This window comes from Streptomyces sp. NPDC058796, from assembly GCF_042745235.1.
GTDB lineage: Bacteria > Actinomycetota > Actinomycetes > Streptomycetales > Streptomycetaceae > Streptomyces.
In genome coordinates this window covers 410,662-435,570 of record NZ_JBHYOP010000002.1, presented here as the reverse complement: position 1 = coordinate 435,570, position 24,909 = coordinate 410,662, and the positions used below count along the sequence as shown (strand labels likewise).

Sequence of the window (24,909 nt, the reverse complement as noted above, 5' to 3'; positions counted from 1 at the left end):
CGTCCCCGGCGCCCCGACCCGGCCGAGGGCTACCGGCCCGTCCCGGGAGCCGGGTCCGCCCTGTCGGCGGCGGAACCGCCCGCCGCGCCGTTGCCCGCGTCCTGGCCGTTCCCGCCCTCCTGGCCGCTCCCGCCGTCCTGTCCGCTCCCACGGGCCGCGCCCGCACCGTCGTCACCGGCGTCCGAGCCGCCCACCCCGTTCGCGGGTCCCCCCGACGGTCCCGGAGTGACCGGGACGGCCGACGGAACGCGCCCGTCCGCCACATTCCCCCGGGCATCCGCGGCACGCACCTCGGCGCAGTGGTCGGCGACCTCCTCCTCGCCGCCCGCCGCCGCGACGAGCCGTTCCCAGACCGCGGCCTCCAGCGCCTTGCCGCGGCCGTCCAGCCGCTCGAGGGCACGGCAGGCCGCCTCGCTCCCCCGAGCGGAAGCCGGACGACCGGGCCGGCTGGAGGCGTCCGGCGCAGTGCCCGCGGAAGGCGATGCCGGGACCGGCCGGACCTCGGTGCCGTCCACGCCGCCCGTGCCCTCGCCGCGGCCCCCGCCGTTCCCGGTCGTCGTGGTGGCGGACGGGCGCGGGCCGTCCGGCCGGGCGCTGTCGCCCGCGGAGCCGCCCGCGCCGATCGCCGCGTAGGCCACGCCGCCCAGGGTGAGGCTCGCCAGCAGCACCGACAGGCCGGTCTTCAGCGGGCGTCCGGCGCGCCGCGGCTCGCGCGGACGCCAGTCGTCCCGCCGGCGGGTGCGGGCCGCCCGGCCCGCCTCCGTGCCGCGGGCGGCGCGGAAGGCGGCCACGGCCCGCCGTTCGCCCTCGGCGTCGACGTGATCCCGCCACAGGGCGGCGGCGAGCAGGGCCTCCGTCCGCGGGGTGCCGTGGTGCGCGCCCACGTCCGCCTCCGTTCCCGCTCGGTCCGCCGGGCCGGTGCCGCCCGTGCCCGTCATGTCGACTCCCCCAGCGTCCTGGGCGCGTCATCCGTCACACCGTCGGCGCCCAGTTGCCGCGCCAGCCGCTTCAGCCCCCGGTACGTCGCCGTGCGCACCGCGCCCGGCCGCTTGCCGAGGACCCGCGCGGCGGCCGGCCCGTCGAGGCCGACGACGACCCGCAGCAGCACGGCCTCGGCCTGGTCGCGGGGCAACCCCGAGATCAGGGCGAGGGCGGCCTCCGTGGACAGCGTCTCCAGCGCCTGGTCGTGCGTCGAATGCGGCCCGGGCAGCTCCAGGACGCCCTGTTCCAGCGCGGCCGGCCGGGGCCGTACCTTCTGGCGGCGCAGGTGGTCCAGTGCCCGGTGCCGGGCGATCGTCGCCGTCCAGCCCCGGAAGCCGGCCCCGTCACCCCGGAAGCGGCGCAGGTCGCGGGCTATCTCCAGCCACGCGTCCGACGCGACGTCCTCGGCGTCGTCCCCGACCAGCCCGCGCAGGTAGCCCAGCAGGCCCGGCTGCACGAGCCGGTAGGCGACCGCGAAGGCCGCCTCGTCACCGTCCTGGGCCCGCGCGACGGCCGCGCCCAGTTCCCCGTCGTACGTCTGTACGCGACGGGGTTCCCCTCGCTGGCCCAAGAACCGTCCTAGTCCGTACCGAGTCTCCGCGCGCTCGGCTGAGCCCGCCCCCACGGTCATCAGCGTCGGCGTGCACGGAAGTGTCACAGGCGGCGGCTCAGCCGTCCGCCGCCGCGTCCCGGCACAGCAGCCGCAGCGAACCGTCACCGGCGAAGCAGCGGCGGGCCTCGTCGATCGGATCCCACAGGCGGCCGTCGGGGGTGCGGACCCAGTGGTCGCCGCCGGTCGCCCACCACTCGCCGCCCGCCTCACGCACGATCACCTCACCGGCGTAGGCGCCGAGTCCGCGCAGCACGGGCTCCACGGCGGCGTACGGCGTTCCCTCGCGCCGGATTCCGTCGATGACGCGGTCGACGCGCCACAGGCTCTGCGCCGAGTGGTCCAGGCGCAGCCGGGCGCCCTCGCGCAGCGCGGCCACCGCGTCGGCCGCCCACCGCACCGGCTTGGCGGCGGCCGGCGGCCGGGTCTGCTGCCGGGTCGTCGGTCCGCTGGTCACAGTCGTCTCACGGGCTGTCGTCACATGGGCTAGAGCGCCGCCGGCCGGTGTTTCGTCACACGCGTACGCCGCCCGCCCCGCAACCGGCGCAGGACCACCCCACCTCCCCCACGACCACCGCACCACCGTCGCGCGTCCCCCGCACGACGGTCACAGGCGAGCCCGCCCGCGGTACGCCGGCCGCGCCGGTGGCGGAACTGTGGTCAGCCGCGGCCGCGAGCCCGGCGGGAGACCACCGCCCGCAGTACCCGGCGGCCCTCCGTGGAGATCTCCAGGGCGCGGCGCAGCCCGGCCGGGCCGTGGCCGGCGAGCGCGTCCAGGACGGTGACCTGGCGGCGCAGCTCGGCGGCGACGAGCGGGGACTGCGACCCCACGCCGCTCTCATGGCGCACGTCGTCCCCGAGGGCGGCGCCCGTCGCGGGGTCGAGGAGCCGGTGGATGCGGAGCGAGGCGACGGAACAGGCGTCGGCCCACGTCCGCAGTGCGGCCACCGAGCACTCGGCCGGCGCCGCGGCCAGCATCCGGCGGGCCAGCAGCACGGACTCGTCCTCGCCGCTCGCGCCGGGCCCGGCGAGCACGTCGCGCACCCGCTCCAGTTCCGTTGCCCAGCCGGCCCCGGCACGCGCGTCGTCGGCGAGGGTCGCCCACAGGGGCCGCAGCATCTCGTCGCCGCCGTCCAGCAGGGGCAGACAGCGATCCAAACAAGCCAGTCCGCTTCCGGCGAGTCCGCGTGCGTCGGCCCGCGCGATCAGTTCCACCAGGCTCATCCGGTGCCTCCCTGTTTCTGCCGTTCCGCCCCGCTCACGACCACGGAGCCCGCACTTCCCCTTACTGCGTGCGACGGCCCGGGAGTGTCACAGCGGCACCACGCCCAACCGGTCGAGGAACCGGAAGAAGAGATTTTCGGCCACCGGGTCACCGGCGGCATCACCAGCGGCCGCGCCCTCGGGACCGGCGCCCGGATCGGCCGCCAGCACCTCCGTCAGCTCCCCGGCACTCGCGGTGCGCCCGGCCTCGGCCGCCCAGGCGACGGCACGCTCGGCGGCGTCGCGGGGCTCGAGGAAGTAGTCCTCGAGGGTGAGCCCGTCCTTCTCCGCGCCGAGGTACCCGGCCATCGCCGACCGCGCCAGGCAGGTCGTCCACGCCCCGCTCTCGGGCGCCGCCGCCTCCACGACCACGCAGTCGCTGTCCATGACGTACCCGAACAGCGCGGGCGCGCCGGTCTGCCCGGCGAGATCGTTCATGTTCCCGACGTCGCCGTCGCCGCCCGGGAACTCCCACAACTGCCAGCCGTCCGGCGCGGACCGGCGCAGGGTCATGTCCGCGGCGCCGGACAGCGCGTCCAGTTCCGCGAGCGGCCGCTCGGCGCGGCCCACGACGAAATACCCCCAGTAGCCCATGTCCCGGCTCCCCCCGGCGTGTCCGTTCGGCTCGTCAAAAGACCACCACAGCCGTACGGAAGTTCGCAGCCGTATCGGACAATCTCGTGCCGGCCGGCCGGCCGGGCGGTCGGGCGGGCCGGCGACGGACCGGGCGGTCAGTCGAGCCGGTTCGCCAGCGCCTTGAAGTCGGCCCAGGACAGCTCCGGCTTCTCCGGGTCCCACAGCTTCTGGACCGTCGCCGCCAGCGGCAGCCGGATGCCCTCGGCGACCTGCGCCTGCGTCTGGGCGTTCGGGATGTCCCCCCAGACCGCGAAGCTGCCGCCGAGTATCTGGTCGTCGTACTTGGCGTCGACCGCCTTCGTGCCCCGGATCACGCGCGGGGTCCACTGCTCGTAGATGCGCTCGCCGGTCGGGTAGACGAAGGTCAGCGGCTCGCCGAGGACGTAGTAGAGGAACTCGTCGTTGTAGTTGATGACCTTCCGGCCCGCGCTCAGGTACTCGGCGGGCTGCCGGGCGCCGATCTCCTTGCCGGTCCAGTAGGCGACCTGGATCTCCTTCAGCGGCTCGACGGACGTGTCCTTGAAGAAGCCGTCGTTCCAGGCGCGCGGGGTGCGGTCGTGGGCCATTACCGTCTTGGCGCGGGCGTTGAGCCAGCCGGTGGTGAGGTCGGCGACGGTGCCGCCGGGACCGTACGCCTCGCGGGCGGCGGCGGCCAGGTCCGGGTAGGACGCCTCGGGGTCGGGCACGACGAGCGCCTGGTACTCGTCGGCGCCCAGGTGCCACCGCGAGCCGGGGAAGAGGTCGGCGTACTCGTTCAGCAGGTCGTCGACGATCTCGGCGGCCTCCGGCTTCGAGATGTCGATCGCGCCGCGCGTGGGCGTGCCCTGCGCGTTGCGCAGCTGGAGGTCGGGGTGGGCGGCGATCACGGCGCCGAGGTGTCCGGGCGAGTCGATCTCGGGGACCACGGTGATGTGCCGGGAGGCGGCGAGATCGATGATCTCCTTGACCTCGGCCTTGGTCAGGTGGTCGTCGGAGACGATCTCGGGGTGCGAGTCGGACTCGATGCGGAAGGCCTGGTCGTCGGAGAAGTGCAGGCCCAGCTCGTTGAACTTCAGGTCGCCGAGCTCGCGTATCCGGTCCTTGATCCAGTCGGCGTCGTAGTGCTTGCGGGCGATGTCGAGCATGAACCCGCGCCGCTCCTTGGCCGGCTCGTCCTTCACCTCGCCCTCCGGCGCGGTGCCGCCGCCGTCCACGGCCTGCTTCAGGGTCCGCGTGCCGTAGTAGACGCCCGCCTCGGCCGGCCCCGTGACGGTGACCCGGCCGTCGCGCACGGTCATGGTGTACGACTCCGGGCCGGCGTCCTCGTCCTGCTCGACGTCCAGCAGCAGGTCCCCGGCGCGCTCGTCGTCCTTCTCCCCCGCGTACGCCATGCCCAGCTCGTCCGCGACGAGCCGCCCCTCGTCGGCGAGGGAGGGGTCGGCGACGACCACGCGGTGGTCCTTCTCCGGCTGCCACCCGGGGCCGCGGGCCGGGGAGTGCTCACGCACCGCCGGTATCGTGCGCGGCTCCTCGGAGAGCGGGTACGAGCGGCTGGGGCTGGGAGCCGCGGCCTCCTCGGAGGTGCGGGCGGCCGGCGCTCCCGGCCCGCCGTCCCCTTCGGTGGCCCACAGGCCGACTCCCACGCCGAGGGCGGCGACCACCGTGCCGGCGATCACGGCCCGCTGCCTCACCTTGTGCGCCGGTATCCGGCGTCCGTGCTGGCTCACAGCGCCAACCTAGGGCCGCGAGCTCCACCATGCGTCCACCACATGTTCTGAAACTCTCCCGTTCAGGTGAAATTCGGGCATCGGTCGGACACGCCATGCCGTCACTCGATAACGTGACGCCACTTCCTTCGCACAATCCCCTGCCGACACACACGTGACGCCCACGAGGACCCACGCTGCCTGCGCACCGTCTCCCCGACTTCCCCGGCCGAGTGGCCATACCGGTACAGGCGCAAACCCGCGCCACACCGGTAGCACCCTCTTCGCTGGAGCACTTCAACACGGCGCCCGCCGACGAGGCCGCCCGCACCCTCCTGACCTGCCTGAACAGCCACCACTGGGCCCACCGCCTCGTCTCCCACCGCCCCTACCCCGACCTCCCGTCCCTCCTGGCGGCCGCGGACGAGGCGGCGTACGACCTCTCCCCGGACGACCTGACGGAGGCCCTGGCCGCGGAAAGCCTCCCGCCCCTCCCGGAGGACACCTACGCGGCGGCCCACACGGCCCTGAACGCGGCGACCGCGGCCTACGAGAGCCGTTTCGGACACGCGTTCGTCATCTGTCTGGACGGCATGCCCGCGAACGAGGCCCTGGACCACGCCCTCGCAGACATCCGGTCACGATTGGCGAACGATCCCGACGAGGAGCGCCAGGTGGCGGCGGACGAACTCCGGCGCCTGGCGAGAGGCAGACTGACCGACGTCCTCCAGGAGCGCGGGACCATGACATCAGCGGCTCCGCCGCGCGGGCGCGACCAGCCACCCACGTCACGCACCCGGCAAACCGCCCAAAGCCCCACCCTCTGAGCCGCCCCGCACTCACCCCACTGCTCCTTTGAGTGCAACTTTGATCACACAGGCGGGCCCCCCGTAAGCGCCGCAGGCAACCGTCGCTACGATGCTGGGGGCCGGTGGACCGTACCCGGCCGGGCCCGACCGACAAGGAAAGCCGGCGCGGCCCCAATCCCCGCTCCCGGAGGAAACTTCCGTGCCGGCTGGAACGCTGTACCGCGGCCGGGAAGGAATGTGGTCCTGGGTGGCTCACCGAGTCACCGGCGTCCTCATTTTCTTCTTCCTGTTCGTCCACGTGCTGGACACCGCTCTCGTCCGTGTGTCCCCCGAGGCCTACGACACCGTCGTGGCCACCTACAAGACGCCGATCGTCGCGCTTCTGGAGTACGGCCTGGTGGCCGCCATCCTGTTCCACGCGCTCAACGGCCTGCGTGTCATCGCCGTCGACTTCTGGATCAAGGGCGCCCGCTACCAGAAGCAGATGCTCTGGACCGTTGTCGGCCTGTGGGTCGTGCTGATGCTCGGGGCGATCTACCCCGTCCTCGGCCACGCCGCTCGTGAACTCTTCGGGAGCTGACGCACATGTCGACCACTGAAACCACCGCCTCCGGCATCGGCCCCGTCGAGGGCGCCGGCGCCTCCGTCTACTCCGTAGACAACCCGGCGCCGCTGATCGAGCCGCCCCGCAAGCGGACCAAGAAGTCCCCGAAGTCCACGCGCGGCAACTTCGAGATGGCCGCCTGGCTCTTCATGCGCCTGTCCGGCGTCGTGCTGGTCGTCCTGGTCATCGGCCACCTGCTCATCCAGCTGGTGCTGGACGGCGGCGTCTCCAAGATCGGCTTCGCCTTCGTGGCCGGCCGCTGGGCCTCGCCGTTCTGGCAGGTCTGGGACCTGCTGATGCTGTGGCTCGCGATGCTGCACGGCGCGAACGGCCTGCGCACGGTCATCAACGACTACGCGGAGCGCCCGAACACCCGCCTGTGGCTCAAGGGCCTGCTCTACACCGCCACGGTGTTCACCATCCTGCTGGGCACGCTGGTGATCTTCACCTTCGACCCGAACATCCGCTAGGCACGGGGCTGCGAAAATCATGAAGGTACACAAGTACGACACCGTCATCGTCGGCGCCGGTGGCGCCGGCATGCGCGCGGCCATCGAGTCGACGAAGCGCAGCCGCACCGCCGTGCTGACGAAGCTCTACCCCACCCGCTCCCACACGGGCGCCGCGCAGGGCGGCATGGCCGCCGCGCTCGCCAACGTGGAGGAGGACAACTGGGAGTGGCACACCTTCGACACGGTCAAGGGCGGTGACTACCTGGTCGACCAGGACGCCGCCGAGATCCTGGCGAAGGAGGCCATCGACTCGGTCCTCGACCTGGAGAAGATGGGCCTGCCGTTCAACCGGACCCCGAACGGCACCATCGACCAGCGCCGCTTCGGCGGTCACAGCCGCAACCACGGCGAGGCGCCGGTCCGCCGGTCCTGCTACGCGGCCGACCGCACCGGTCACATGATCCTCCAGACGCTGTACCAGAACTGCGTCAAGGAGGGCGTGGAGTTCTTCAACGAGTTCTACGTCCTGGACCAGCTGATCACCGAGGTCGACGGCGTCAAGAAGTCCGCCGGTGTGGTGGCCTACGAGCTGGCGACCGGCGAGATCCACGTCTTCCAGGCGAAGTCCGTGATCTACGCCTCCGGCGGCACCGGCAAGTTCTTCAAGGTGACCTCCAACGCGCACACGCTGACCGGTGACGGCCAGGCGGCCGTGTACCGGCGCGGGCTGCCGCTGGAGGACATGGAGTTCTTCCAGTTCCACCCGACCGGCATCTGGCGCATGGGCATCCTGCTGACGGAGGGCGCCCGCGGTGAGGGCGGCATCCTCCGCAACAAGGACGGCGAGCGCTTCATGGAGAAGTACGCGCCGGTCATGAAGGACCTCGCGTCCCGTGACGTCGTCTCCCGGTCCATCTACACGGAGATCCGCGAGGGCCGCGGCTGCGGTCCCGAGGGCGACCACGTCTACCTGGACCTCACCCACCTCCCGCCGGAGCAGCTGGACGCCAAGCTGCCCGACATCACGGAGTTCGCGCGGACCTACCTCGGGATCGAGCCCTACACGGACCCGATCCCGATCCAGCCCACCGCGCACTACGCCATGGGCGGCATCCCGACCAACGTCGAGGGCGAGGTCCTGGCGGACAACACCACCGTCGTGCCGGGCCTGTACGCGGCCGGCGAGGTGGCCTGCGTGTCCGTGCACGGCGCCAACCGCCTGGGCACCAACTCGCTGCTGGACATCAACGTCTTCGGCAAGCGGGCCGGCATCGCGGCCGCGGAGTACGCGCAGAAGGCGGACTTCGTCGAGCTGCCGGAGAACCCGGAGTCCCTGGTCGTCGAGCAGATCGAGCGGCTGCGCTCCTCCACCGGCACCGAGCGGGTGGCGACGCTCCGCCGCGAGCTGCAGGAGACCATGGACGCCAACGTCATGGTGTTCCGCACCGAGCAGACGATCAAGACGGCCGTGGAGAAGATCGGCGAGCTGCGCGCCCGCTACAAGAACGTGGCGATCCAGGACAAGGGCCGGCGCTTCAACACCGACCTGCTGGAGGCCGTCGAGCTGGGCAACCTGCTCGACCTGGCCGAGGTCATGGCGGTGTCCGCGCTCGCCCGCAAGGAGTCGCGCGGCGGTCACTACCGCGAGGACTTCCCCAACCGCGACGACGTCAACTTCATGCGCCACACCATGGCGTACCGCGAGGTGGGCGACGACGGCGCCGAGTCCATCCGGCTCGACTACAAGCCGGTCGTCCAGACCCGCTACCAGCCGATGGAGCGTAAGTACTGATGGCTACCCCTGTCATGGAGAAGAGCGACAAGGCCCCCGAGCCCGGCTTCGCCGACTCCCCGTACATCACGGTCACCTTCCGCGTCCGGCGCTTCAACCCGGAGGTCTCGGCGGAGGCTGCCTGGGAAGACTTCCAGCTGGAGATCGACCCGAAGGAGCGTGTCCTCGACGCGCTGCACAAGATCAAGTGGGACCTGGACGGAAGCCTGACCTTCCGCCGTTCCTGCGCCCACGGCATCTGCGGCTCGGACGCCATGCGGATCAACGGCAAGAACCGCCTCGCCTGCAAGACGCTGATCAAGGACATCAGCCCCGAGAAGCCGATCACGGTCGAGCCCATCAAGGGCCTGACGGTGCTCAAGGACCTCGTGGTCGACATGGAGCCGTTCTTCCAGGCGTACCGGGACGTGATGCCCTTCCTGATCACGAAGGACACCAACGAGCCGACGCGCGAGCGCCTGCAGTCCGCCGAGGACCGCGAGCGCTTCGACGACACGACCAAGTGCATCCTGTGCGCCGCGTGCACATCCTCGTGCCCGGTGTTCTGGAACGACGGGCAGTACTTCGGCCCGGCCGCGATCGTGAACGCCCACCGCTTCATCTTCGACTCGCGTGACGAGGCCGGTGAACAGCGGCTGGAGATCCTCAACGACCGCGACGGCGTCTGGCGCTGCCGCACGACCTTCAACTGCACGGACGCCTGCCCGCGCGGCATCGAGGTCACCAAGGCGATCGCGGAGGTGAAGCGGGCGCTGATCACGCGCCGCTTCTGACCCGCACGCGCCGAGCACACGGCCGAGGGCCCCGATCGAGACGATCGGGGCCCTCGGCCGTTCTACGGGGCCGTACGAGGCGTCAGCCGCGCAGCACCCGGCCTTCCTTGTCGGTGCGGTCCTTGCTGGTGAGGAAGAGGATGCCGTCGATCAGGGCCCAGAAGCCCAGGCCGCCGCAGGTGAGGAGCTGGGCGACGCCGACGCCGACGGAGCCCACGTAGAACCGGCCGATGCCCAGGCCGCCCAGGAATATCTGGAGCAGGCCGGCGACGATCTTCGACTTGTCGGAGTACGGGCGGCCCTGCGGGTCGTAGCCGTAGGGCGCGGCGGGGTTCGGGGGGACGGTCATGGTGGTGCTCCTGGGGAGAAGTGGGAACGGGCCTGGACGGACGGCCGCCCGGGGACTCAGGAAGGAACACCGCTGATCGCGCGAGGAATTGCACGGCGGTCCACGCAGCGCCGTGGACGTCCCCCCTGTGCGAGGAGAGCTTAGAGAGACTGGTGGGGCACGCGGGAGTGGATTCGATCGAACGTTCCCATTCCGTGATCATACGACCGCCGTGCGGCGCCGCGCCCCGGCGCCGCCTCAGACGAGGTTGCGCGCCACCGTCCACGCCACCGCCGTCAGCAGGATCAGCGCCTGGACCCACGGGGCGATCCGGGGCCGGTAGAAGCGCCCGCGCAGGCCCTCCACCGTCCAGCGGCCCCACAGCGCCAGCGCGAACGGCGCGGCGAGCAGCAGGGCGCGGTTGTCCAGCCAGGCCGCCGCGAAGTGACCGTGCATCAGGTCGTACGTCATGCGGGTGCCGCCGCAGGCCGGGCACAGCAGCCCGGTGACGTACCGGAACGGGCACTGGGGCAGCAGGTGGCCGGACTCGTGCGGGTCGGTGAACCACAGGTACCCGGCGCCCGCGGCACCCGCGACGAGCACCGCGAGGGGCGCCGCCGCGGGATGCCAGGACGGGCGCCGCCCCTCGGACGGGGCGGAACGGGCCGCGTCAGCCACGCAGGATCCGCCCCTGGGCGTCCGTACGGTCGTTGCTTACCAGGAACATGATGCCGTCGATCAGCGCCCAGAAGCCGAGTCCGCCGCAGGTGAGGAGCTGGGCTATGCCCATGCCCACGTTGCCGACGTAGAACCGGCCGATGCCGAAGCTGCCGAGGAAGAGCTGGAGCACGCCGGCGACGATCTTCGACTTGTCGGAGACCGGACGCCCGTAGGGGTCGTAGCCGTAGGGCGCGTTGGGGTCTGCGGCGTAGTAGCCGGGCGCCTGCTGGTAGGGGGACTGGTAGCCGCCCGGGGGCTGCTGGTAGCCGCCGGAGGGCTGCTGGGGGCCACCTTGCGGGTAGCCGTAGGGGCCGGCCTGGCCGGTCGGGCCGGAGGCCTGGTTCGGATAGCCGTAACCGGGCGGCTGGTTCGGCTGCTGCGGCTGCTCGCTCACAGTGGTGTCACTCCTGGACGTTGCGGAAAACTGCCGGTCATATTGCAGGACTGTACGAACAAAGAGAAGTCGGGGCCCGGGAGCACCGGTCCGCCCGACGAGTGACCCCGGCGCCGCCGCGTCACCGGTTGCACCCTCTTCACTGCGCGTACACCTAATGTGACGTCATGTCAGATCATGAGTCGTACGAACTGCTCGGGTTCGACAACGTGCTGCTGCCCGTCGGGGACCTCGGCGTGGCCGTCGACTTCTACGAGCGGGCCGGCTTTCCGGTCGCCTACCGGCTCGACGAGGCCGGGATCGCCCTGCTGAAGGCGGGGGTCGAGACGCCGGGCCTCCTGCTGCGCCACGAGGAGGAGTTCGGGCGCCAGCCGCCGATGTGGCCCTCCGCACGGGTGTGGCTGGAGGTGACGGACGCCCGCAGGGCGGCCCGCGAACTGCGCGACGCCGGGGTGCCGCCGCTCGACGAGCCGTTCCCCGTCGCCACCGGCTGGACCGTCGAGTTCGCCGACCCGTGGGGGAACGTCATCGGCCTCACCGACTACAGCAAGCGGCCGGAGCTGGGCCGGCGACCGTGACGCGGGCCACTCCCCCACCGAGTTGAACGCGTTCAAAAGGAGGTCTACAGTCACCCCTGTCAGCGTTTTGAACGCGTTCAAGAAGGGGTGGGGCATGGACCGCACCGTCATCGCCTACGTCATCTACCTGGTCGTCAGCATCGGTCTGACCGTCTGGGTGGCCCGCACGCTCAGCCGCAACGGCCGGATCTTCCTCGCCGACGTGCTGCACGGCAACGAGAAGCTCGCCGACGCCGTCAACCACCTCCTGGTGGTGGGCTTCTACCTGGTGAACCTCGGCTTCGTCGCCCTCTACCTGAGCGACGACGACACCATCGCCGACACCCGCGGCATCTTCGAGGCCCTGTCGACCAAGCTGGGCGTCGTACTGCTGGTGCTCGGCGTGATGCACCTGGGCAACGTCTACGTGCTCAACAAGATCCGGCGGCGCGGGATGATGGAGCGGGAGCAGGTGCCGCCGGTCCCGCCGCAGGGCTGGACCGCTCCGACGGCCGGGGCCTGAGCCGATGGCCCACGCCCCCGGGACGGCCGGCGCCCCCGTGCGCCGGCTCACCGTCCTCTACGACGCCGAGTGCTCGCTGTGCACCCACGTGCGGGACTGGCTGCTGCGGCAGCCGCGGCTGGTGCCGCTGGACCTGGTCCCGGCCGGGTCGGACGAGGCGCGACGGCGCTTCCCCGGCCTCGACCACGCGGCCACCTTCGAGGAGGTCACCGCCGTCGGCGACGCGGGCCAGGTCTACCGGGGCGCCGCCGCCTGGGTCGTCGTCCTGTGGGCGCTGCGCGGGTACCGCAGGCTCGCCCACCGGCTCAGCACGCCCACCGGGGCGGTGCTCGCCCGGGGAGCCGTGCTCACCGCCGCCAAGTGGCGGGGCGGGCAGCAGCGGCGGAGAGACGGCGGTCACCGCCGGACCGACGGCTGGGTCTACGAGCCGGCCGTCGGCTGGCGTTACGCGGGACCCGGCTGTGCCGACGGCTCCTGCGGGACTCGTTAGGCTCGGTGCCGTGCCCGCGAAGAACGACGGCCCCGACGACGGCGCCCACCTCAGCAAGTCCGAGCAGACCCGCGCGCTGATCCTGGAGACGGCCATGCGGCTGTTCCAGGAACGCGGCTACGACCGGACGACGATGCGGGCCATCGCCCAGGAGGCCGGGGTCTCCGTCGGCAACGCGTACTACTACTTCGCCGGCAAGGAGCACCTGATCCAGGGCTTCTACGACCGGATCGCCGCCGAGCACCAGGCGGCGGTCCGGGAGGTGCTGGCCCGCGAGAGCGACCTGGAGGCGCGGCTGGCGGGCGTGCTGAAGGTCTGGCTGGACATCGCCACGCCCTACCACGAGTTCGCGGTGCAGTTCTTCAAGAACGCCGCCGACCCGGACAGCCCGCTCAGCCCCTTCTCGCCGGAGTCGGAGCACGCCCGCGCGGAGGCCATCAGCATCCACCGCGCGGTGCTCGCCGGGACGAAGACCAAGGTGCCCGAGGACCTGCGGGACATCCTGCCCGAGCTGATGTGGCTCTCGCAGATGGGCCTGGTGCTGTACTGGATCTTCGACCGCACGGAGGGCCGCGAGCGCAGCTACCGGCTCGCCGAGCGCGGCGCCCGGCTCACCGCGCGGGGTGTCGTGCTGGCCCGTTTCCGGGTGCTGCGCCCGTTGGTGCGCGAGGTGCACGAGCTGTTCACGGACTTCCTGCCGGGGATGACGAAGGCGCTGCCGGATCCCGCGAAGAAGCCGGCGCGGGGTTCCGCTCCTCAGGCCTGACGGGACGCCAGCTCGATCACCGTGACGTCCGACTCGGCCCCGACCCGCGTGGGCGGCCCCCAGGCGCCCGCTCCGCGGCTGACGTACAGCTGGGTGTCGCCGTAGCGTTCCAGGCCCGCCAGGGTCGGGTTGGCGGCGCCCGCGACGAGGCTGCCGGGCCAGAGCTGGCCGCCGTGGGTGTGGCCGGAGAGCTGGAGGTCGACGCCGTGGTCGACGGCGTCGTGGATCATCACCGGCTGGTGGGCGAGGAGCACGCAGGCCCGGGCACGGTCCCGGTCGCCGAGCGCCTTGGCGTAGTCGGGGCCCTGCCCCTCGTCCTCGCCTGCCACGTCGTTGACCCCGGCCAGGTCGAAGTGGGGCAGCTCGGTGCGCACGTTCTCCAGCGGGATCAGGCCGAGGCGGCGCACCTCGGCGACCCACTGCTCGGCGCCGGAGAAGTACTCGTGGTTGCCGGTGACGAAGTACGCGCCGTGCCGGGCCCTGAGCCGGGCCAGCGGGGCCGCCGCCGGGCCGAGGTCCTTCACGCTGCCGTCGACCAGGTCGCCGACGACGGCGATGAGGTCGGGCTGCGTGGCGTTGATGGTGTCGACGACCTTCTGCGCGAAGCCCCGGCCGAGTACCGGGCCGAGGTGGATGTCGCTGACCACGGCGATGCGGAAGCCGTGCGCCGCGCGCGGGAGCTTGGCCAGCGGCACCGTGACCCGCTTCACGCTCGGGCCGTTCAGCACGCCGTACGTGCCGTAGCCGACCGTCCCGACGGCCGCCGCGGCGGCGGCACCCGCCACGACGCGGGAGACGAAGAGGCGGCGGGAGGGGAGGGCGAGGGGGCTCTCGGGCGGGGTGCCGGGGGCGCCGGGACGGGCGTTGGCGTCCGGGGTGCCGGTGTCCGGGGCGCCTGGGGTGCCGGTGCCGGTGTCCGGGGCCTCGGTGGTCTTGGGCGGGACCGTCCCGGCCGGTATGCGCTTGGTGTCCGCGGCCGGGGCCTTGCGCTGCTCCGGCTCCGCCTGCCGCCGCCGGGCCGCCCGGCGCTCCAGGAACCGCCGCAGCAGCGGCCGTACGACCTCGCCCGCCAGTACGGCGAGCAGCAGGTAGACCGACAGTGCCAGCCACAGGAAACCCGGCCAGGCCAGGACGCGCTGGAGCCAGAAGGGGGCGCCCGCGCGCTCGGCGACCAGCGCGCCGACCGCCAGCACCCAGCCCCCGGCGATCACCGCCGCGCCGATGCGGCGCACAGGGCCGGGACCGCGGGTCGTGTCGCGGAACAGGCGCCGCCACACGTACCAGTTGGCCGTCACGATGACGCCCACCACGGCCAGCGCGACGAGCGCGAAGACGACCACCATGCCGTCGATTCCCCTCAGTTGCGGCGTCCGCGACGCCTATGACGTTCGGCGCAGTGCGCGCACCCCGCGCAACCCGATGACCCCCACGACCGTCCCCAATACGAAGGAGACGACCGCGAGCAGCAGGTGCACCCAGAAGTACGCCGTCGGGTCGCCGTCCTCGAACGCGAGCCCGCTGCTGTCCTTGATCAGATTTTTGACGAAAGTGATCCAGATGATCCAGCTCCACACCCCGAAAGCGAGCAGGAACCAGGAGACGGGGCGGCTGAGCTTCATGCCTTCAGTATCGCCGCCGCGTGTCCGGAACCGTGCGCGGGGTGGGGAGCGGGGTGGGAAAGCCTCACTCGCGGGAGGTACGTTCTCGCTCGTGCCCGCACCCACGAAGACCGTCAGGCGCTCCCTGACGGTCACCGCCGCCGCCCTGACCGCGCTGGGTCTCCTCTCCCCCGCCGCGCTCGCCGCCCCCAGCCCCTCGGCGAGCCCGTCGGCGAGCCCCTCCGCCACTCCGCCCGCGTCGATGTCGAGCGTGGGCGGCGCGCGGCTCGGGAAGCCCGGGACGCAGGTCGACCTGGCGGGCGGGGCGCCCGTGCTGCCGAAGGACCTCACCGCCCGGTCGTGGATCGTGGCCGACGCCGAGTCCGGCGACGTGCTCGCCGCGCACAACGCGCACTGGCGGCTGGCCCCCGCGAGCACGCTGAAGATGCTCTTCGCCGACACGCTGCTGCCGAAGTGGCCGAAGACCACCCGGCACAAGGTCGCCCCCTCCGACCTGGCGGGCATCGGGGCGGGTTCCAGCATGGTCGGGGTGAAGGAGGAAGAGACCTACACCGTCCACGACCTGTGGCTCGGGGTCTTCCTGCGCTCCGGCAACGACGCCGTGCACGTGCTGTCCGCGATGAACGGCGGCGTGGAGAAGACGGTCGAGGAGATGAACGCGCACGCCGAGGAGCTCCAGGCCCTCGACACGACCGTGGTCACCCCGGACGGCTACGACGCGCCGGGGCAGGTCTCCTCCGCGTACGACCTGACGCTGTTCGCCCGTTCCGGGCTCCAGAAGAAGGACTTCCGCGAGTACGCCTCGACGGTCCGCACCAAGTTCCCCGGCGAGACGAAGAAGGACAAGAAGGGCAAGACGTCCCGCGAGTCCTTCGAGATCCAGAACACCAACCGCCTGCTGGCCGGCGACTCCGACGTGGAGGTCTACCCGGGCATCGCGGGCGTGAAGAACGGCTACACCACCAACGCGGGTTACACCTTCACGGGCGTCGCCGAGCAGGGCGGCAAGGTGTTGCTCGTCACCGTGATGAACCCGGAGAAGGACGAGCACAACGAGGTCTACAAGGAGACCGCCCGCCTCTTCGACTGGGGCTTCGAGGCGGTCGGCAAGGTGAGGCCGGTGGGTGAGCTGGTCCCGCCGAGGAGCGCCGCGCAGGCGAGCCCCCAGCCGGACGCGTCGTCCTCCGGGCAGGCCGGGGGCACCGGGAAGGCCGCGGCGGGCACGCAGCCGGTGGCGGGAGCGCCGGCCGGGGAGGGTTCCGGCGGCGTCGGAGTCGCGGCCGGCATCACCGCCGGGGTGCTCGTGCTGCTCGCGGGCGGGGCGTGGCTGATCAACCGGAGGTGGCCGCTGCCGGACCTGGTCCGTCGCCGGACGCGCCCGTGACGCCCCGCTCCCCGCTCTCCTGCTCCGCGCCGTCCTGGTCCCCGAGTTCCTGCTCCTTGCTGCCCGTCGCCGTCCAAGCGGCGCAGAACAGCACCAGCTTCGAGGTGAAGTTGATCCACAGCAGCAGGGCGACGGGGACGCCGAAGGCGCCGTACATGCTCTTCGCGGCGACGCCCTGCATGTAGCCGCTCAGCAGCAGCTTCAGCAGCTCGAAGCCGATCGCGCCGATCAGCGCCGCCACCACCAGCCGGCGGCGCGCGGGCTGTACGCCGGGCAGCAGGGTCAGGACGTACAGCAGCAGGAGGAAGTCGGCGAGTACGGCGACGGCGAACGCGGCGACGTAGAGCAGGACGCTGCCGAAGCCGCCGTCCAGGCCCAGCTGGCGGACGATCCAGCCCACCAGCGCCGAGGCGACGGTGGAGATGGCGACGGTGACCAGGAGGGCGCCGCCGAGGCCGACGAGGACGCCGGCGTCCTTGGCCCGGTGCAGGACGGGGTTCTCCTCCTCGTCCGGCAGCTCCCAGACGGCGCGCAGACAGCCCCGGGTGGCGTCGACCCACCCGATACCGGTGAACAGCAGCAGGGCGCCGGCGATGAGGCCGACGGTGCCGGCGTTGTCGATCAGGCCCTGGATGTTCAGCTGGTCGGAGATGCCGGGGACCTGCTCGGAGATCTTGTCCTGGAGCTTGTCCTGCTGCTCCTTGCTGAGCGTGGCGGCGGCGACGGCGGCGGCGAGACTGAGCAGCGGGAAGAGCGCGACGAAGCTGGTGAAGGTCATGGCGGCGGCCAGCCGCGTCCACTTCACCCGGTCGAGTCGTTCGTAGGAGCGCCACGCGTGCGTGGTCATCAGCCGTGCCAGCCACGGCCCCACCACGGGGAGCTTCTTCAGCCAGTCCATGATCCGACCCTGCCCCCGCTCGTCCCGGTCCATGATCCCGTCGTGCCACCGGTTCCGTCCCCGGTGCGGAAGACCAGTGTTCTTGTGCCCCAGAAACGCAGGATGGTGGCCAGGACCATGCCGATTCCGGCGCCGGATACCGTGTCGGCGCGCTGTGAGGTGAGGCCGAGGCCGTAGTGGCTGACGACCAGGCACAGCAGCTGCACGGCGGCTCCGGCGGCGTTCACCGCGAAGAAGACGGCGTACGGGCGCAGGCCCCGGGGGCGGGTGTGGCGGTAGGTGCCCAGCGCGTTGCCCGCGTAGGCGACGGAGCAGCCGGCGACGAAGGAGAGGGTCTTGGCGGTGAGCGGGTCGAGGCCTGCCGGGCCGCGCAGGAGCGTGAAAAGGGCGAGGTCGACGGCGTAGGCGAGGAGGCCGGCGGCGGCGAAGCCGATCAGTTCGCGCCGCCGGGCCCCCTTGGTGGTGCCGTCTACCAATTGGCCACCGCCAGGGCGTACATCGCCACCCACACCACGCCGATCAGCGCGAGCGCCCGGTCGCGCAGGACGACGTCCTCGGGTTCGCCCGCGGTGCCGCGGTCGGCGAAGACGGCGTAGCGCAGGACGGCGAGGATGAAGGCGACCATGGACAGCTGCCGCCACGGCAGCACGCTGGTGTGCGGGACGCCGCCCTCCTCCATGGCCCACAGGCAGTAGCCGAGGACGGCGACACCGGCCGCGAGCTGCCAGACGAAGCGGAGGTAGCCGGTGGTGTACTCGGTGAGCAGGGCGCGCGTGGCGCCCGCCTTCCCGGCCATCTGGACGGCTTCGCTGTAGCGCTTGGCGGAGACCATGAACAGCGCGCCGAAGCCGGTCGTGATGAGGAACCAGCGCGACAGCGGGATGCCGAGCGCGAGTCCGCCGACCATCGCCCGCATCAGGAAACCGGTGGTGACGACGGCGAGGTCGACGACCAGGACGTGCTTGAGGCTGATGCAGTACGCCAGTTGCATGGCGAGGTAGGCGGTGAGCAGGGCGGCGACGGCGGGCGGGCACAGCCAGGCGGCGGCGAGGGGCGCGAGGACGCCCAGGGCGCCCCCGACGGCGTACGCGACGGGCACCGGGACCTGTCCGGCGGCCACGGGGCGGTGGCGCTTGACCGGGTGGGCGCGGTCGGCATCGGCGTCGCGGGCGTCGTTGACGAGGTAGACGGCGGCGGCGCAGGCGGTGAACAGGACGAAGACCAGGGCGAGCCGGCCCAGGACGTTCGGGGCGAACAGTTCGCCGGCGGCGGCCGGGGCGGCGACGACCAGGACGTTTTTGACCCACTGGCGGGGGCGGGCGGTCCTGACCAGTCCTGCCAGGACTCCCTTGCGGCGGGGCGACGCGGCGTCGGGCCGCTGCTCCGGAGCGCGTTGCCGCAGGACGGTCGTGTCGGTCACGGCCGGCCTCCGCGCATCCAGTCGGCGCCGAGCCGGGCCGTGAGCGCGCCCAGGGCCGCGCCCGCGGCGACGTCGGAGGGATAGTGGACGCCGACGACCAGCCGGGAGACGCACACCGCGGCGGCGAGCGGCCACACCGCGTGCACGCCGAGCGCGCCGAAGGCGACGGCGGCCGCGGCTGCGGAGGTGGCGTGGGAGCTGGGGAAGGAGTGCCGGCCGGCGGTGCGCACCAGGGGCACGACGTGCGCGGGGCGCGGACGGCGCACGACCCGTTTCACGCCCATGCTGACGACGTGCGCGCCCGCGGTGAGGGCGGTGCCGCGCAGCCAGGCCCGGCGCCGCGGGCCGTCCGCGGCGGCTGAGGCCAGGCCCGCCGCGAGCCACAGCGCTCCGTGCTCCCCGGCCCAGGACAGGGCACGCGCGGCACCGGCCACGCGCGGGTCCGTGCCGCAGGCTCTGAGCGCCGTCACGATCCGGTGGTCCATGTCGAGGTCGTCCATGTGGACTCACTGTTCACGCCCCGCGGCGCGGAAGTCCGGCATGATGGAGCGACATACCATTAATCACCCGTTTCGGGGATGGAGCGGATGTCCATGGACCAATCGCCTTAATAAGGGCGATACGGTCACCGGCATGTCCGCCGACACCGTTCCCGCCGCCGAAGGAGACCCCGGTACGACATGGGGTCCCGTCACCGGCTGGGGCCGCACCGCGCCCACCACAGCCCGGCTGATCCGCCCCCGCACCTATCAGGAGGCCGCCGACGCCGTCCGGGAGTGCGGGGCCCGCGGCGGCATCGCGCGGGGGCTGGGGCGGGCGTACGGGGACGCGGCGCAGAACGCGGGCGGCGCGGTGCTCGACATGACCGGTCTGGACCGCGTCCACGCCATCGACGCCGACGGCGGCACGGTGCTCTGCGACGCGGGTGTCTCCCTGCACCGGCTGATGGAGGTGCTGCTGCCGCTCGGCTGGTTCGTGCCGGTGACGCCCGGCACCCGCTACGTGACGGTCGGCGGGGCGATCGGCGCCGACATCCACGGCAAGAACCACCACGTGTCGGGTTCGTTCTCCCGGCACGTGCTGTCGTTCGAGCTGCTCACCGCCGACGGGCGGGTCCGCACCGTGGACCGGGGCACGCCGCTGTTCGACGCGACCGCCGGGGGCATGGGCCTGACCGGTGTGATCCTCACCGCCACCGTGCGGCTCCAGCCGGTCGAGACGGCGCTGATGTCGGTCGACACCGAGCGCGCCACCGACCTCGACGACCTGATGGCCCGTCTGACGGCCACCGACCACCGCTACCGCTACTCGGTCGCCTGGATCGACCTGCTGGCGCGCGGCGCGCGGACCGGGCGGGCGGTCCTCACCCGCGGCGACCACGCCCCGCTGGACGCCCTCCCCGCGCGCTCGCGGGCGCGGCGCGACCCGCTGGCCTTCCGCACCTCCCGCCTCCCGGCCGCCCCCGACCTGGTCCCGGACGGCCTGCTGAGCCGGACGACGGTGGGCCTGTTCAACGAACTCTGGTACCGCAAGGCGCCCCGGATGAGCCGGGGCCGGCTCCAGCGGATCTCCACCTTCTTCCACCCCCTGGACGGCGTCCCGCACTGGAACCGGGTCTACGGCCGCGGCGGCTTCGTGCAGTACCAGTTCGTCGTCGGCCACGACCGGGCGGACGACCTGCGCCGGATCGTGCGGCGCATCTCCGAGCACCGCTGCCCGTCCTTCCTGGCCGTTCTCAAACGCTTCGGGGAGGCCGACCCGGGCTGGCTCTCCTTCCCCGTCCCCGGCTGGACCCTCGCCCTGGACGTCCCGGCGGGCCTGCCGGGACTCGGCGCCTTCCTCGACGGCCTCGACGAGGAGGTCGCGCGGGCCGGCGGCCGGGTCTACCTCGCCAAGGACTCCCGGCTGCGCCCCGAACTGCTCGACGCGATGTACCCCCGCCTCGGCGACTTCCGCGCGCTGCGCGCGGAGCTGGACCCGCGCGGAGTGTTCGTGTCCGACCTCTCCCGCCGCCTCGCCCTCTGAGACCTCCGAGACCTCTGAGCAATCTTCAGGAGCAGCCGTGAAGGACGCCTTCGGCATCCCCCAGTCCCTCCTCGTCCTCGGCGGTACGTCCGAGATCGCGCTCGCCACCGCGCGCCGCCTCGTCGCCCGCCGCACCCGCACCGTGTGGCTGGCCGGCCGCCCCTCCCCCGCCCTGGACCGGTCGGCGGAGCAGCTGCGCGACCTCGGCGCCGAGGTCCGCACCGTCGCCTTCGACGCGCTCGACCCCGAGTCCCACGAGGCGGCGCTCGGCAAGGTCTTCGCCGAGGGCGACATCGACATGGTGCTGCTCGCCTTCGGCGTCCTGGGCGACCAGGCGCACGACGAGCGGGAACCGCTGAACGCGGTGCGGGTGGCGCAGACCAACTACACCGGCGCGGTCTCGGCGGGTCTGATCAGCGCCCGCGCGCTCCAGGCCCAGGGCCACGGCTCGCTGGTGGTGCTCTCCTCCGTGGCCGGCGAGCGGGCCCGCCGCGCCAACTTCATCTACGGCTCCAGCAAGGCCGGCCTGGACGCCTTCGCGCAGGGCCTCGGCGACGCGCTGCACGGCACCGGCGTGCACGTCATGGTCGTACGCCCCGGCTTCGTGCGGTCGCGGATGACCGAGGGCCTGGAGGAGGCACCGCTCGCCACAACGCCGGAGGCGGTCGCCACGGCCATCGAGCTGGGGCTGCGGCGGCGCTCGGAGACGGTGTGGGTGCCGGGCGCGCTGCGCGTGGTGATGTCGGCGCTGCGGCACCTGCCGCGGGGGGTGTTCCGGCGGCTGCCGGTGTAGCGGGCCGGCCCTAGCGGGTGGGCAGGGAGTCGCGTTCGACGCGGCCCGTCTGCGGGGGCACGGTGGCGCTGCCGAACGGGAACTCCCGCAGCTTGCGCCACACCCCGTCGGCGCCCTGCTCGTACAGCGCGAAGCCGGTGCAGGGCCACTGTGCCTTGTAGTCGGCCAGCTCCTCGTAGGCGCGGTCCATCGCCGCCTCGTCGATGCCGTGCGCCACGGTGACGTGCGGGTGGTACGGGAACTGCAGTTCGCGGGGGACCGGGCCGGAGGCGTCGCGGATCCGCTTCTGCAGCCAGGAGCAGGCGGCGCCGCCCTCGACCACCTGGACGTAGACCACCGGCGAGAGCGGGCGGAAGGTGCCGGTGCCGGACAGGCGCATCGGGAAGGGGCGGCCGCGCGCCGCCACCTCCGCCAGGTGCGCCTCGATCGCGGGCAGCGCGCCGCCGTCGACCTCGGTCGGCGGCAGCAGGGTGACGTGCGTGGGGATGCCGTGCGCCGCGGCGTCGCCGAAGCCCGCGCGCAGCTGTTGGAGCTTGCTGCCGTGTGGCTCCGGGACCGCGATCGACACGCCGATCGTTACGGTCCCCACGTCGTCTCCTGTCGTTCCGTGTCACTCGGTGATGTCGCTGTGTCGGACACCCGGTTATCGACTGTACGGCCACGACCGTGCCCGGGGCAGGCGCAACCGGAGTGATGTGCAGCGCTACGGCGGCGTGCCGGGGCGCACGGGCGGGGCGGCGGGTGCCGTGAGCAGCACCGCGGCGCGGCGCCGCGCTCAGTGCTTGGCGGGGAGGAAGCCCACCCTGTCGTACGCCCGGGAGAGGGTCTCCGCGGCGACGGCCCGGGCCTTCTCCGCGCCCTTGGCGAGGATCGCGTCCAGGGTCTCCGGGTCGTCCAGGTACTGCTGGGTGCGGTCCCGGAAGGGGGTCACGAACTCGACCATGACCTCCGCCACGTCCGTCTTGAGGGCGCCGTAGCCCTTGCCCGCGTACTTCTCCTCCAGCTCGGTGATGTCGGCTCCGGTGAGCACCGAGTAGATGGAGAGGAGGTTGCTGACGCCCGGCTTGTTCTCCCGGTCGAAGCGGATCACGGTGTCGGTGTCGGTGACCGCGCTCTTGACCTTCTTCGCGGTGGCCTTCGGCTCGTCCAGGAGGTTGATGAGGCCCTTCGGCGTGGACGCCGACTTGCTCATCTTGACCGTGGGGTCCTGGAGGTCGTAGATCTTCGCCGTCTCCTTGAGGATGTACGCGGAGGGGACGGTGAAGGTGTCGCCGAAGCGGCCGTTGAAGCGCTCGGCCAGGTCGCGGGTCAGCTCGATGTGCTGGCGCTGGTCCTCGCCGACGGGGACCTCGTTGGCCTGGTAGAGCAGGATGTCCGCGACCTGGAGTACCGGGTACGTGAACAGGCCGACGGAGGCGCGGTCGGCGCCCTGCTTGGCGGACTTGTCCTTGAACTGGGTCATGCGGGACGCCTCGCCGAAGCCGGTGAGGCAGTTCATGACCCAGGCGAGCTGCGCGTGCTCGGGGACGTGGCTCTGGACGAAGAGCGTGCAGCGGTCCGGCTCCAGCCCGGCGGCCAGCAGCTGGGCGACGGCCAGGCGGGTGTTGGCGCGCAGCTCCTTCGGGTCCTGCGGGACCGTGATCGCGTGCAGGTCGACGACCATGTAGAAGGCGTCGTGCGTCTCCTGGAGCGCCACCCACTGGCGCACTGCGCCGAGGTAGTTGCCGAGGTGGAACGAGCCGGCGGTGGGCTGGATACCGGAGAGCACGCGGGGTCGGTCATTCGCCATGCCCGACATTCTCTCAGGTTCCACCGGCGGCTCGTCCCCCGGTCGGCGGCGGTCAGCCGAGATCGATCTCCGGGTACAGCGGGAAGCCCGCCACCAGGTCCGTCGCCCGGCGGGAGATCTCGTCCGCGATCTTCGCGTCGAGGACGTGGGAGGCCTTCGACGGGGCGCCCGACTTCGTGGTGCCCGGCGCCGTGGCGGTCAGGACGCGGTCGATCAGGCCCGCCACCTCGTCCATCTCCGCCATGCCCAGGCCGCGCGTGGTGAGCGCCGGGGTGCCGACGCGGATGCCGGAGGTGTACCAGGCGCCGTTCGGGTCGGCGGGGATGGCGTTGCGGTTGGTGACGATGCCGGAGTCGAGGAGTGCGGCCTCGGCCTGGCGGCCGGTGAGGCCGTAGGAGGACGCCACGTCGATCAGGTTGAGGTGGTTGTCGGTGCCGCCGGTGACCAGGGTGGCGCCGCGCTTCATCAGGCCCTCGGCCAGCGCGCGGGCGTTGTCGACGATGCGCCGGGCGTAGTCCTGGAAGGCGGGCTGCCGGGCCTCGGCGAGGGCGACGGCCTTGGCGGCCATGACGTGCGGGAGCGGGCCGCCGAGGACCATCGGGCAGCCCCGGTCGACCTGGTCCTTGAGGGAGTCGTCGCACAGCACCATGCCGCCGCGCGGGCCGCGCAGGGACTTGTGGGTGGTGGTCGTCACGATCTGGGCGTGCGGGACCGGGTCGAAGTCGCCGGTGAGGACCTTGCCCGCGACGAGGCCCGCGAAGTGCGCCATGTCGACCATGAGGGTGGCGCCGACCTCGTCGGCGATCTCCCGCATGATCCTGAAGTTCACCAGCCGCGGGTACGCGGAGTAGCCGGCGACGATGATCAGCGGCTTGAACTCGCGGGCCTGGGCGCGCAGGGCCTCGTAGTCGATGAGGCCGGTGGCCGGGTCGGTGCCGTAGGAGCGCTGGTCGAACATCTTGCCGGAGATGTTCGGGCGGAAGCCGTGGGTGAGGTGGCCGCCGGCGTCCAGGGACATGCCGAGCATCCGCTGGTTGCCGAAGGCCTGGCGCAGCTCGGCCCAGTCGGCGTCGGTCAGCTCGTTGATCTGGCGGGCACCGGTCTTCTCCAGGAAGGGGGCCTCGACGCGGTCGGCGAGGACGGCCCAGAAGGCGACCAGGTTGGCGTCGATGCCGGAGTGGGGCTGGACGTAGGCGTGGCGGGCGCCGAAGAGCTCGCGGGCGTGCTCGGCGGCCAGGGACTCGACGGTGTCGACGTTGCGGCAGCCGGCGTAGAAGCGGCGGCCGACGGTGCCCTCGGCGTACTTGTCGCTGAACCAGTTGCCCATGGCCAGCAGCGTGGCCGGGGAGGCGTAGTTCTCGGAGGCGATCAGCTTGAGCATCTCGCGCTGGTCGGCGACCTCCTGGCCGATCGCGTCGGCGACGCGGGGCTCGACGGAGCGGATGACGTCGAGCGCGGCGCGGTAGGCGGTGGACTCGGGGGTGAGCTCTGCGGGCATGAGGACCTCCGGACGGTGTGGTCGGCGTTCGGGTCGGCCCAGGCGCACGGCACTCGTCGGTCGAGCCGCTCCCCGATGGTCGGTCCCATCCCAGCGCGCC

Annotated in this window: 30 protein-coding genes; 12 read left to right on the top strand and 18 right to left on the bottom strand. The window is 72.4% G+C overall.

Features of this window, described 5'->3' with window-relative positions:
- Positions 1-29: 29 nt before the first annotated feature.
- The 6 genes from ACFW47_RS07300 to ACFW47_RS07275 form a co-directional block, all read right to left on the bottom strand.
- Positions 30-938, bottom strand: a complete 909-nt coding sequence (locus tag ACFW47_RS07300) for a hypothetical protein (protein ID WP_386305084.1) — start codon at positions 936-938, stop codon at positions 30-32.
- Positions 935-1,552, bottom strand: coding sequence for an RNA polymerase sigma factor (locus tag ACFW47_RS07295; protein WP_386281283.1), 618 nt, complete (start codon positions 1,550-1,552; stop codon positions 935-937). The genes ACFW47_RS07300 and ACFW47_RS07295 overlap by 4 nt, the downstream gene beginning before the upstream one ends.
- Positions 1,553-1,649: 97 nt before the next feature.
- Positions 1,650-2,048 (bottom strand): hypothetical protein, encoded by a 399-nt coding sequence (locus ACFW47_RS07290; protein ID WP_386281285.1) that lies wholly within the window; start codon positions 2,046-2,048, stop codon positions 1,650-1,652.
- A gap of 203 nt (positions 2,049-2,251) precedes the next feature.
- Complete coding sequence (locus ACFW47_RS07285) at positions 2,252-2,815, bottom strand: hypothetical protein (RefSeq protein ID WP_386305082.1); 564 nt, start codon at positions 2,813-2,815, stop codon at positions 2,252-2,254.
- A gap of 87 nt (positions 2,816-2,902) precedes the next feature.
- A complete protein-coding gene (locus ACFW47_RS07280) occupies positions 2,903-3,448 on the bottom strand; it encodes a hypothetical protein (RefSeq protein WP_386305081.1) in 546 nt (181 codons plus the stop codon).
- A gap of 137 nt (positions 3,449-3,585) precedes the next feature.
- On the bottom strand, positions 3,586-5,196 hold the full coding sequence (locus ACFW47_RS07275; RefSeq protein ID WP_386281291.1) for a glycoside hydrolase family 20 protein: 1,611 nt from the start codon (positions 5,194-5,196) through the stop codon (positions 3,586-3,588).
- 212 nt (positions 5,197-5,408) lie between these two features.
- Between ACFW47_RS07275 and ACFW47_RS07270 the strand changes: the two genes are divergently transcribed.
- From ACFW47_RS07270 to ACFW47_RS07250, 5 genes are all read left to right on the top strand, one after another.
- Positions 5,409-6,002: a 2-oxo-4-hydroxy-4-carboxy-5-ureidoimidazoline decarboxylase gene (locus ACFW47_RS07270; protein WP_386305079.1), complete on the top strand. Its 594-nt coding sequence runs from the start codon at positions 5,409-5,411 to the stop codon at positions 6,000-6,002.
- 181 nt (positions 6,003-6,183) lie between these two features.
- The gene (gene sdhC, locus ACFW47_RS07265; protein WP_043380764.1) at positions 6,184-6,564 is read left to right on the top strand and encodes a succinate dehydrogenase, cytochrome b556 subunit; all 381 of its coding nucleotides are present in this window, start codon (positions 6,184-6,186) and stop codon (positions 6,562-6,564) included.
- A 5-nt stretch (positions 6,565-6,569) separates the two neighbouring features.
- Positions 6,570-7,058: a succinate dehydrogenase hydrophobic membrane anchor subunit gene (locus ACFW47_RS07260; RefSeq protein ID WP_055418225.1), complete on the top strand. Its 489-nt coding sequence runs from the start codon at positions 6,570-6,572 to the stop codon at positions 7,056-7,058.
- A gap of 19 nt (positions 7,059-7,077) precedes the next feature.
- A complete protein-coding gene (gene sdhA / locus ACFW47_RS07255) occupies positions 7,078-8,832 on the top strand; it encodes a succinate dehydrogenase flavoprotein subunit (protein WP_386281295.1) in 1,755 nt (584 codons plus the stop codon).
- On the top strand, positions 8,832-9,605 hold the full coding sequence (locus tag ACFW47_RS07250; protein WP_386281296.1) for a succinate dehydrogenase iron-sulfur subunit: 774 nt from the start codon (positions 8,832-8,834) through the stop codon (positions 9,603-9,605). The genes sdhA and ACFW47_RS07250 overlap by 1 nt, the downstream gene beginning before the upstream one ends.
- An 82-nt stretch (positions 9,606-9,687) precedes the next feature.
- On the opposite strand, the gene ACFW47_RS07245 is transcribed toward ACFW47_RS07250, so the two are convergent.
- From ACFW47_RS07245 to ACFW47_RS07235, 3 genes are all read right to left on the bottom strand, one after another.
- Positions 9,688-9,954, bottom strand: a complete 267-nt coding sequence (locus ACFW47_RS07245) for a TM2 domain-containing protein (protein WP_019330049.1) — start codon at positions 9,952-9,954, stop codon at positions 9,688-9,690.
- Between the two features lie 237 nt (positions 9,955-10,191).
- Positions 10,192-10,611, bottom strand: coding sequence for a DUF2752 domain-containing protein (locus ACFW47_RS07240; protein ID WP_386281297.1), 420 nt, complete (start codon positions 10,609-10,611; stop codon positions 10,192-10,194).
- Complete coding sequence (locus tag ACFW47_RS07235; RefSeq protein WP_386281299.1) at positions 10,604-11,047, bottom strand: NINE protein; 444 nt, start codon at positions 11,045-11,047, stop codon at positions 10,604-10,606. Before ACFW47_RS07235 ends, ACFW47_RS07240 begins: the two co-directional genes overlap by 8 nt.
- 167 nt (positions 11,048-11,214) lie before the next feature.
- Here ACFW47_RS07235 and ACFW47_RS07230 point away from each other — a divergent pair, with 167 nt between their 5' ends.
- The 4 genes from ACFW47_RS07230 to ACFW47_RS07215 all read left to right on the top strand — a co-directional run bounded on the left by ACFW47_RS07230 (position 11,215) and on the right by ACFW47_RS07215 (position 13,383).
- Positions 11,215-11,625 (top strand): VOC family protein, encoded by a 411-nt coding sequence (locus tag ACFW47_RS07230; protein WP_386281300.1) that lies wholly within the window; start codon positions 11,215-11,217, stop codon positions 11,623-11,625.
- 94 nt (positions 11,626-11,719) lie between these two features.
- The gene (locus tag ACFW47_RS07225; protein ID WP_386281301.1) at positions 11,720-12,127 is read left to right on the top strand and encodes a hypothetical protein; all 408 of its coding nucleotides are present in this window, start codon (positions 11,720-11,722) and stop codon (positions 12,125-12,127) included.
- Positions 12,128-12,131: 4 nt separating this feature from the next.
- Positions 12,132-12,617, top strand: coding sequence for a thiol-disulfide oxidoreductase DCC family protein (locus tag ACFW47_RS07220; protein WP_386281302.1), 486 nt, complete (start codon positions 12,132-12,134; stop codon positions 12,615-12,617).
- 10 nt (positions 12,618-12,627) lie between these two features.
- Positions 12,628-13,383 (top strand): TetR family transcriptional regulator, encoded by a 756-nt coding sequence (locus ACFW47_RS07215; protein WP_386281304.1) that lies wholly within the window; start codon positions 12,628-12,630, stop codon positions 13,381-13,383.
- On the opposite strand, the gene ACFW47_RS07210 is transcribed toward ACFW47_RS07215, so the two are convergent.
- Both ACFW47_RS07210 and ACFW47_RS07205 read right to left on the bottom strand, forming a co-directional pair.
- Positions 13,374-14,726 carry a metallophosphoesterase gene (locus tag ACFW47_RS07210; RefSeq protein ID WP_386305078.1) on the bottom strand — a complete coding sequence of 451 codons (1,353 nt, stop codon included), beginning with the start codon at positions 14,724-14,726 and terminating at the stop codon, positions 13,374-13,376. The two genes, ACFW47_RS07215 and ACFW47_RS07210, sit on opposite strands and share 10 nt — an antisense overlap.
- A gap of 36 nt (positions 14,727-14,762) precedes the next feature.
- The gene (locus tag ACFW47_RS07205) at positions 14,763-15,002 is read right to left on the bottom strand and encodes an SCO4848 family membrane protein (protein ID WP_029394383.1); all 240 of its coding nucleotides are present in this window, start codon (positions 15,000-15,002) and stop codon (positions 14,763-14,765) included.
- 91 nt (positions 15,003-15,093) lie between these two features.
- Here ACFW47_RS07205 and ACFW47_RS07200 point away from each other — a divergent pair, with 91 nt between their 5' ends.
- A complete protein-coding gene (locus ACFW47_RS07200; protein WP_386281308.1) occupies positions 15,094-16,386 on the top strand; it encodes a D-alanyl-D-alanine carboxypeptidase family protein in 1,293 nt (430 codons plus the stop codon).
- Here the strand turns inward: ACFW47_RS07200 and ACFW47_RS07195 are convergent.
- Genes ACFW47_RS07195 through ACFW47_RS07180 form a run of 4 tightly spaced genes read right to left on the bottom strand, consistent with a single transcriptional unit; the run spans position 16,334 to position 19,204 of the window.
- On the bottom strand, positions 16,334-17,284 hold the full coding sequence (locus tag ACFW47_RS07195) for a YihY/virulence factor BrkB family protein (RefSeq protein ID WP_386281310.1): 951 nt from the start codon (positions 17,282-17,284) through the stop codon (positions 16,334-16,336). The genes ACFW47_RS07200 and ACFW47_RS07195 overlap by 53 nt on opposite strands.
- Entirely contained in the window at positions 17,272-17,760 is a 489-nt protein-coding gene (locus tag ACFW47_RS07190; RefSeq protein WP_386305076.1) for a GtrA family protein, read from the bottom strand. Before ACFW47_RS07190 ends, ACFW47_RS07195 begins: the two co-directional genes overlap by 13 nt.
- A complete protein-coding gene (locus ACFW47_RS07185; RefSeq protein ID WP_386305075.1) occupies positions 17,754-18,704 on the bottom strand; it encodes a decaprenyl-phosphate phosphoribosyltransferase in 951 nt (316 codons plus the stop codon). The genes ACFW47_RS07190 and ACFW47_RS07185 overlap by 7 nt, the downstream gene beginning before the upstream one ends.
- Positions 18,701-19,204 (bottom strand): phosphatase PAP2 family protein, encoded by a 504-nt coding sequence (locus ACFW47_RS07180; protein WP_386305074.1) that lies wholly within the window; start codon positions 19,202-19,204, stop codon positions 18,701-18,703. The genes ACFW47_RS07185 and ACFW47_RS07180 overlap by 4 nt, the downstream gene beginning before the upstream one ends.
- A 133-nt stretch (positions 19,205-19,337) precedes the next feature.
- Here ACFW47_RS07180 and ACFW47_RS07175 point away from each other — a divergent pair, with 133 nt between their 5' ends.
- Both ACFW47_RS07175 and ACFW47_RS07170 read left to right on the top strand, forming a co-directional pair.
- Positions 19,338-20,729, top strand: a complete 1,392-nt coding sequence (locus tag ACFW47_RS07175; RefSeq protein ID WP_386281320.1) for an FAD-binding protein — start codon at positions 19,338-19,340, stop codon at positions 20,727-20,729.
- A 37-nt stretch (positions 20,730-20,766) separates the two neighbouring features.
- Positions 20,767-21,522, top strand: a complete 756-nt coding sequence (locus ACFW47_RS07170) for a decaprenylphospho-beta-D-erythro-pentofuranosid-2-ulose 2-reductase (protein WP_386281322.1) — start codon at positions 20,767-20,769, stop codon at positions 21,520-21,522.
- 10 nt (positions 21,523-21,532) lie between these two features.
- On the opposite strand, the gene ACFW47_RS07165 is transcribed toward ACFW47_RS07170, so the two are convergent.
- The 3 genes from ACFW47_RS07165 to ACFW47_RS07155 form a co-directional block, all read right to left on the bottom strand.
- Positions 21,533-22,111 (bottom strand): 2'-5' RNA ligase family protein, encoded by a 579-nt coding sequence (locus tag ACFW47_RS07165; RefSeq protein ID WP_386281324.1) that lies wholly within the window; start codon positions 22,109-22,111, stop codon positions 21,533-21,535.
- 186 nt (positions 22,112-22,297) lie between these two features.
- The gene (gene trpS, locus ACFW47_RS07160) at positions 22,298-23,311 is read right to left on the bottom strand and encodes a tryptophan--tRNA ligase (protein WP_386281326.1); all 1,014 of its coding nucleotides are present in this window, start codon (positions 23,309-23,311) and stop codon (positions 22,298-22,300) included.
- 52 nt (positions 23,312-23,363) lie between these two features.
- On the bottom strand, positions 23,364-24,809 hold the full coding sequence (locus ACFW47_RS07155) for a glycine hydroxymethyltransferase (protein WP_386305072.1): 1,446 nt from the start codon (positions 24,807-24,809) through the stop codon (positions 23,364-23,366).
- Positions 24,810-24,909 lie beyond the last annotated feature (100 nt).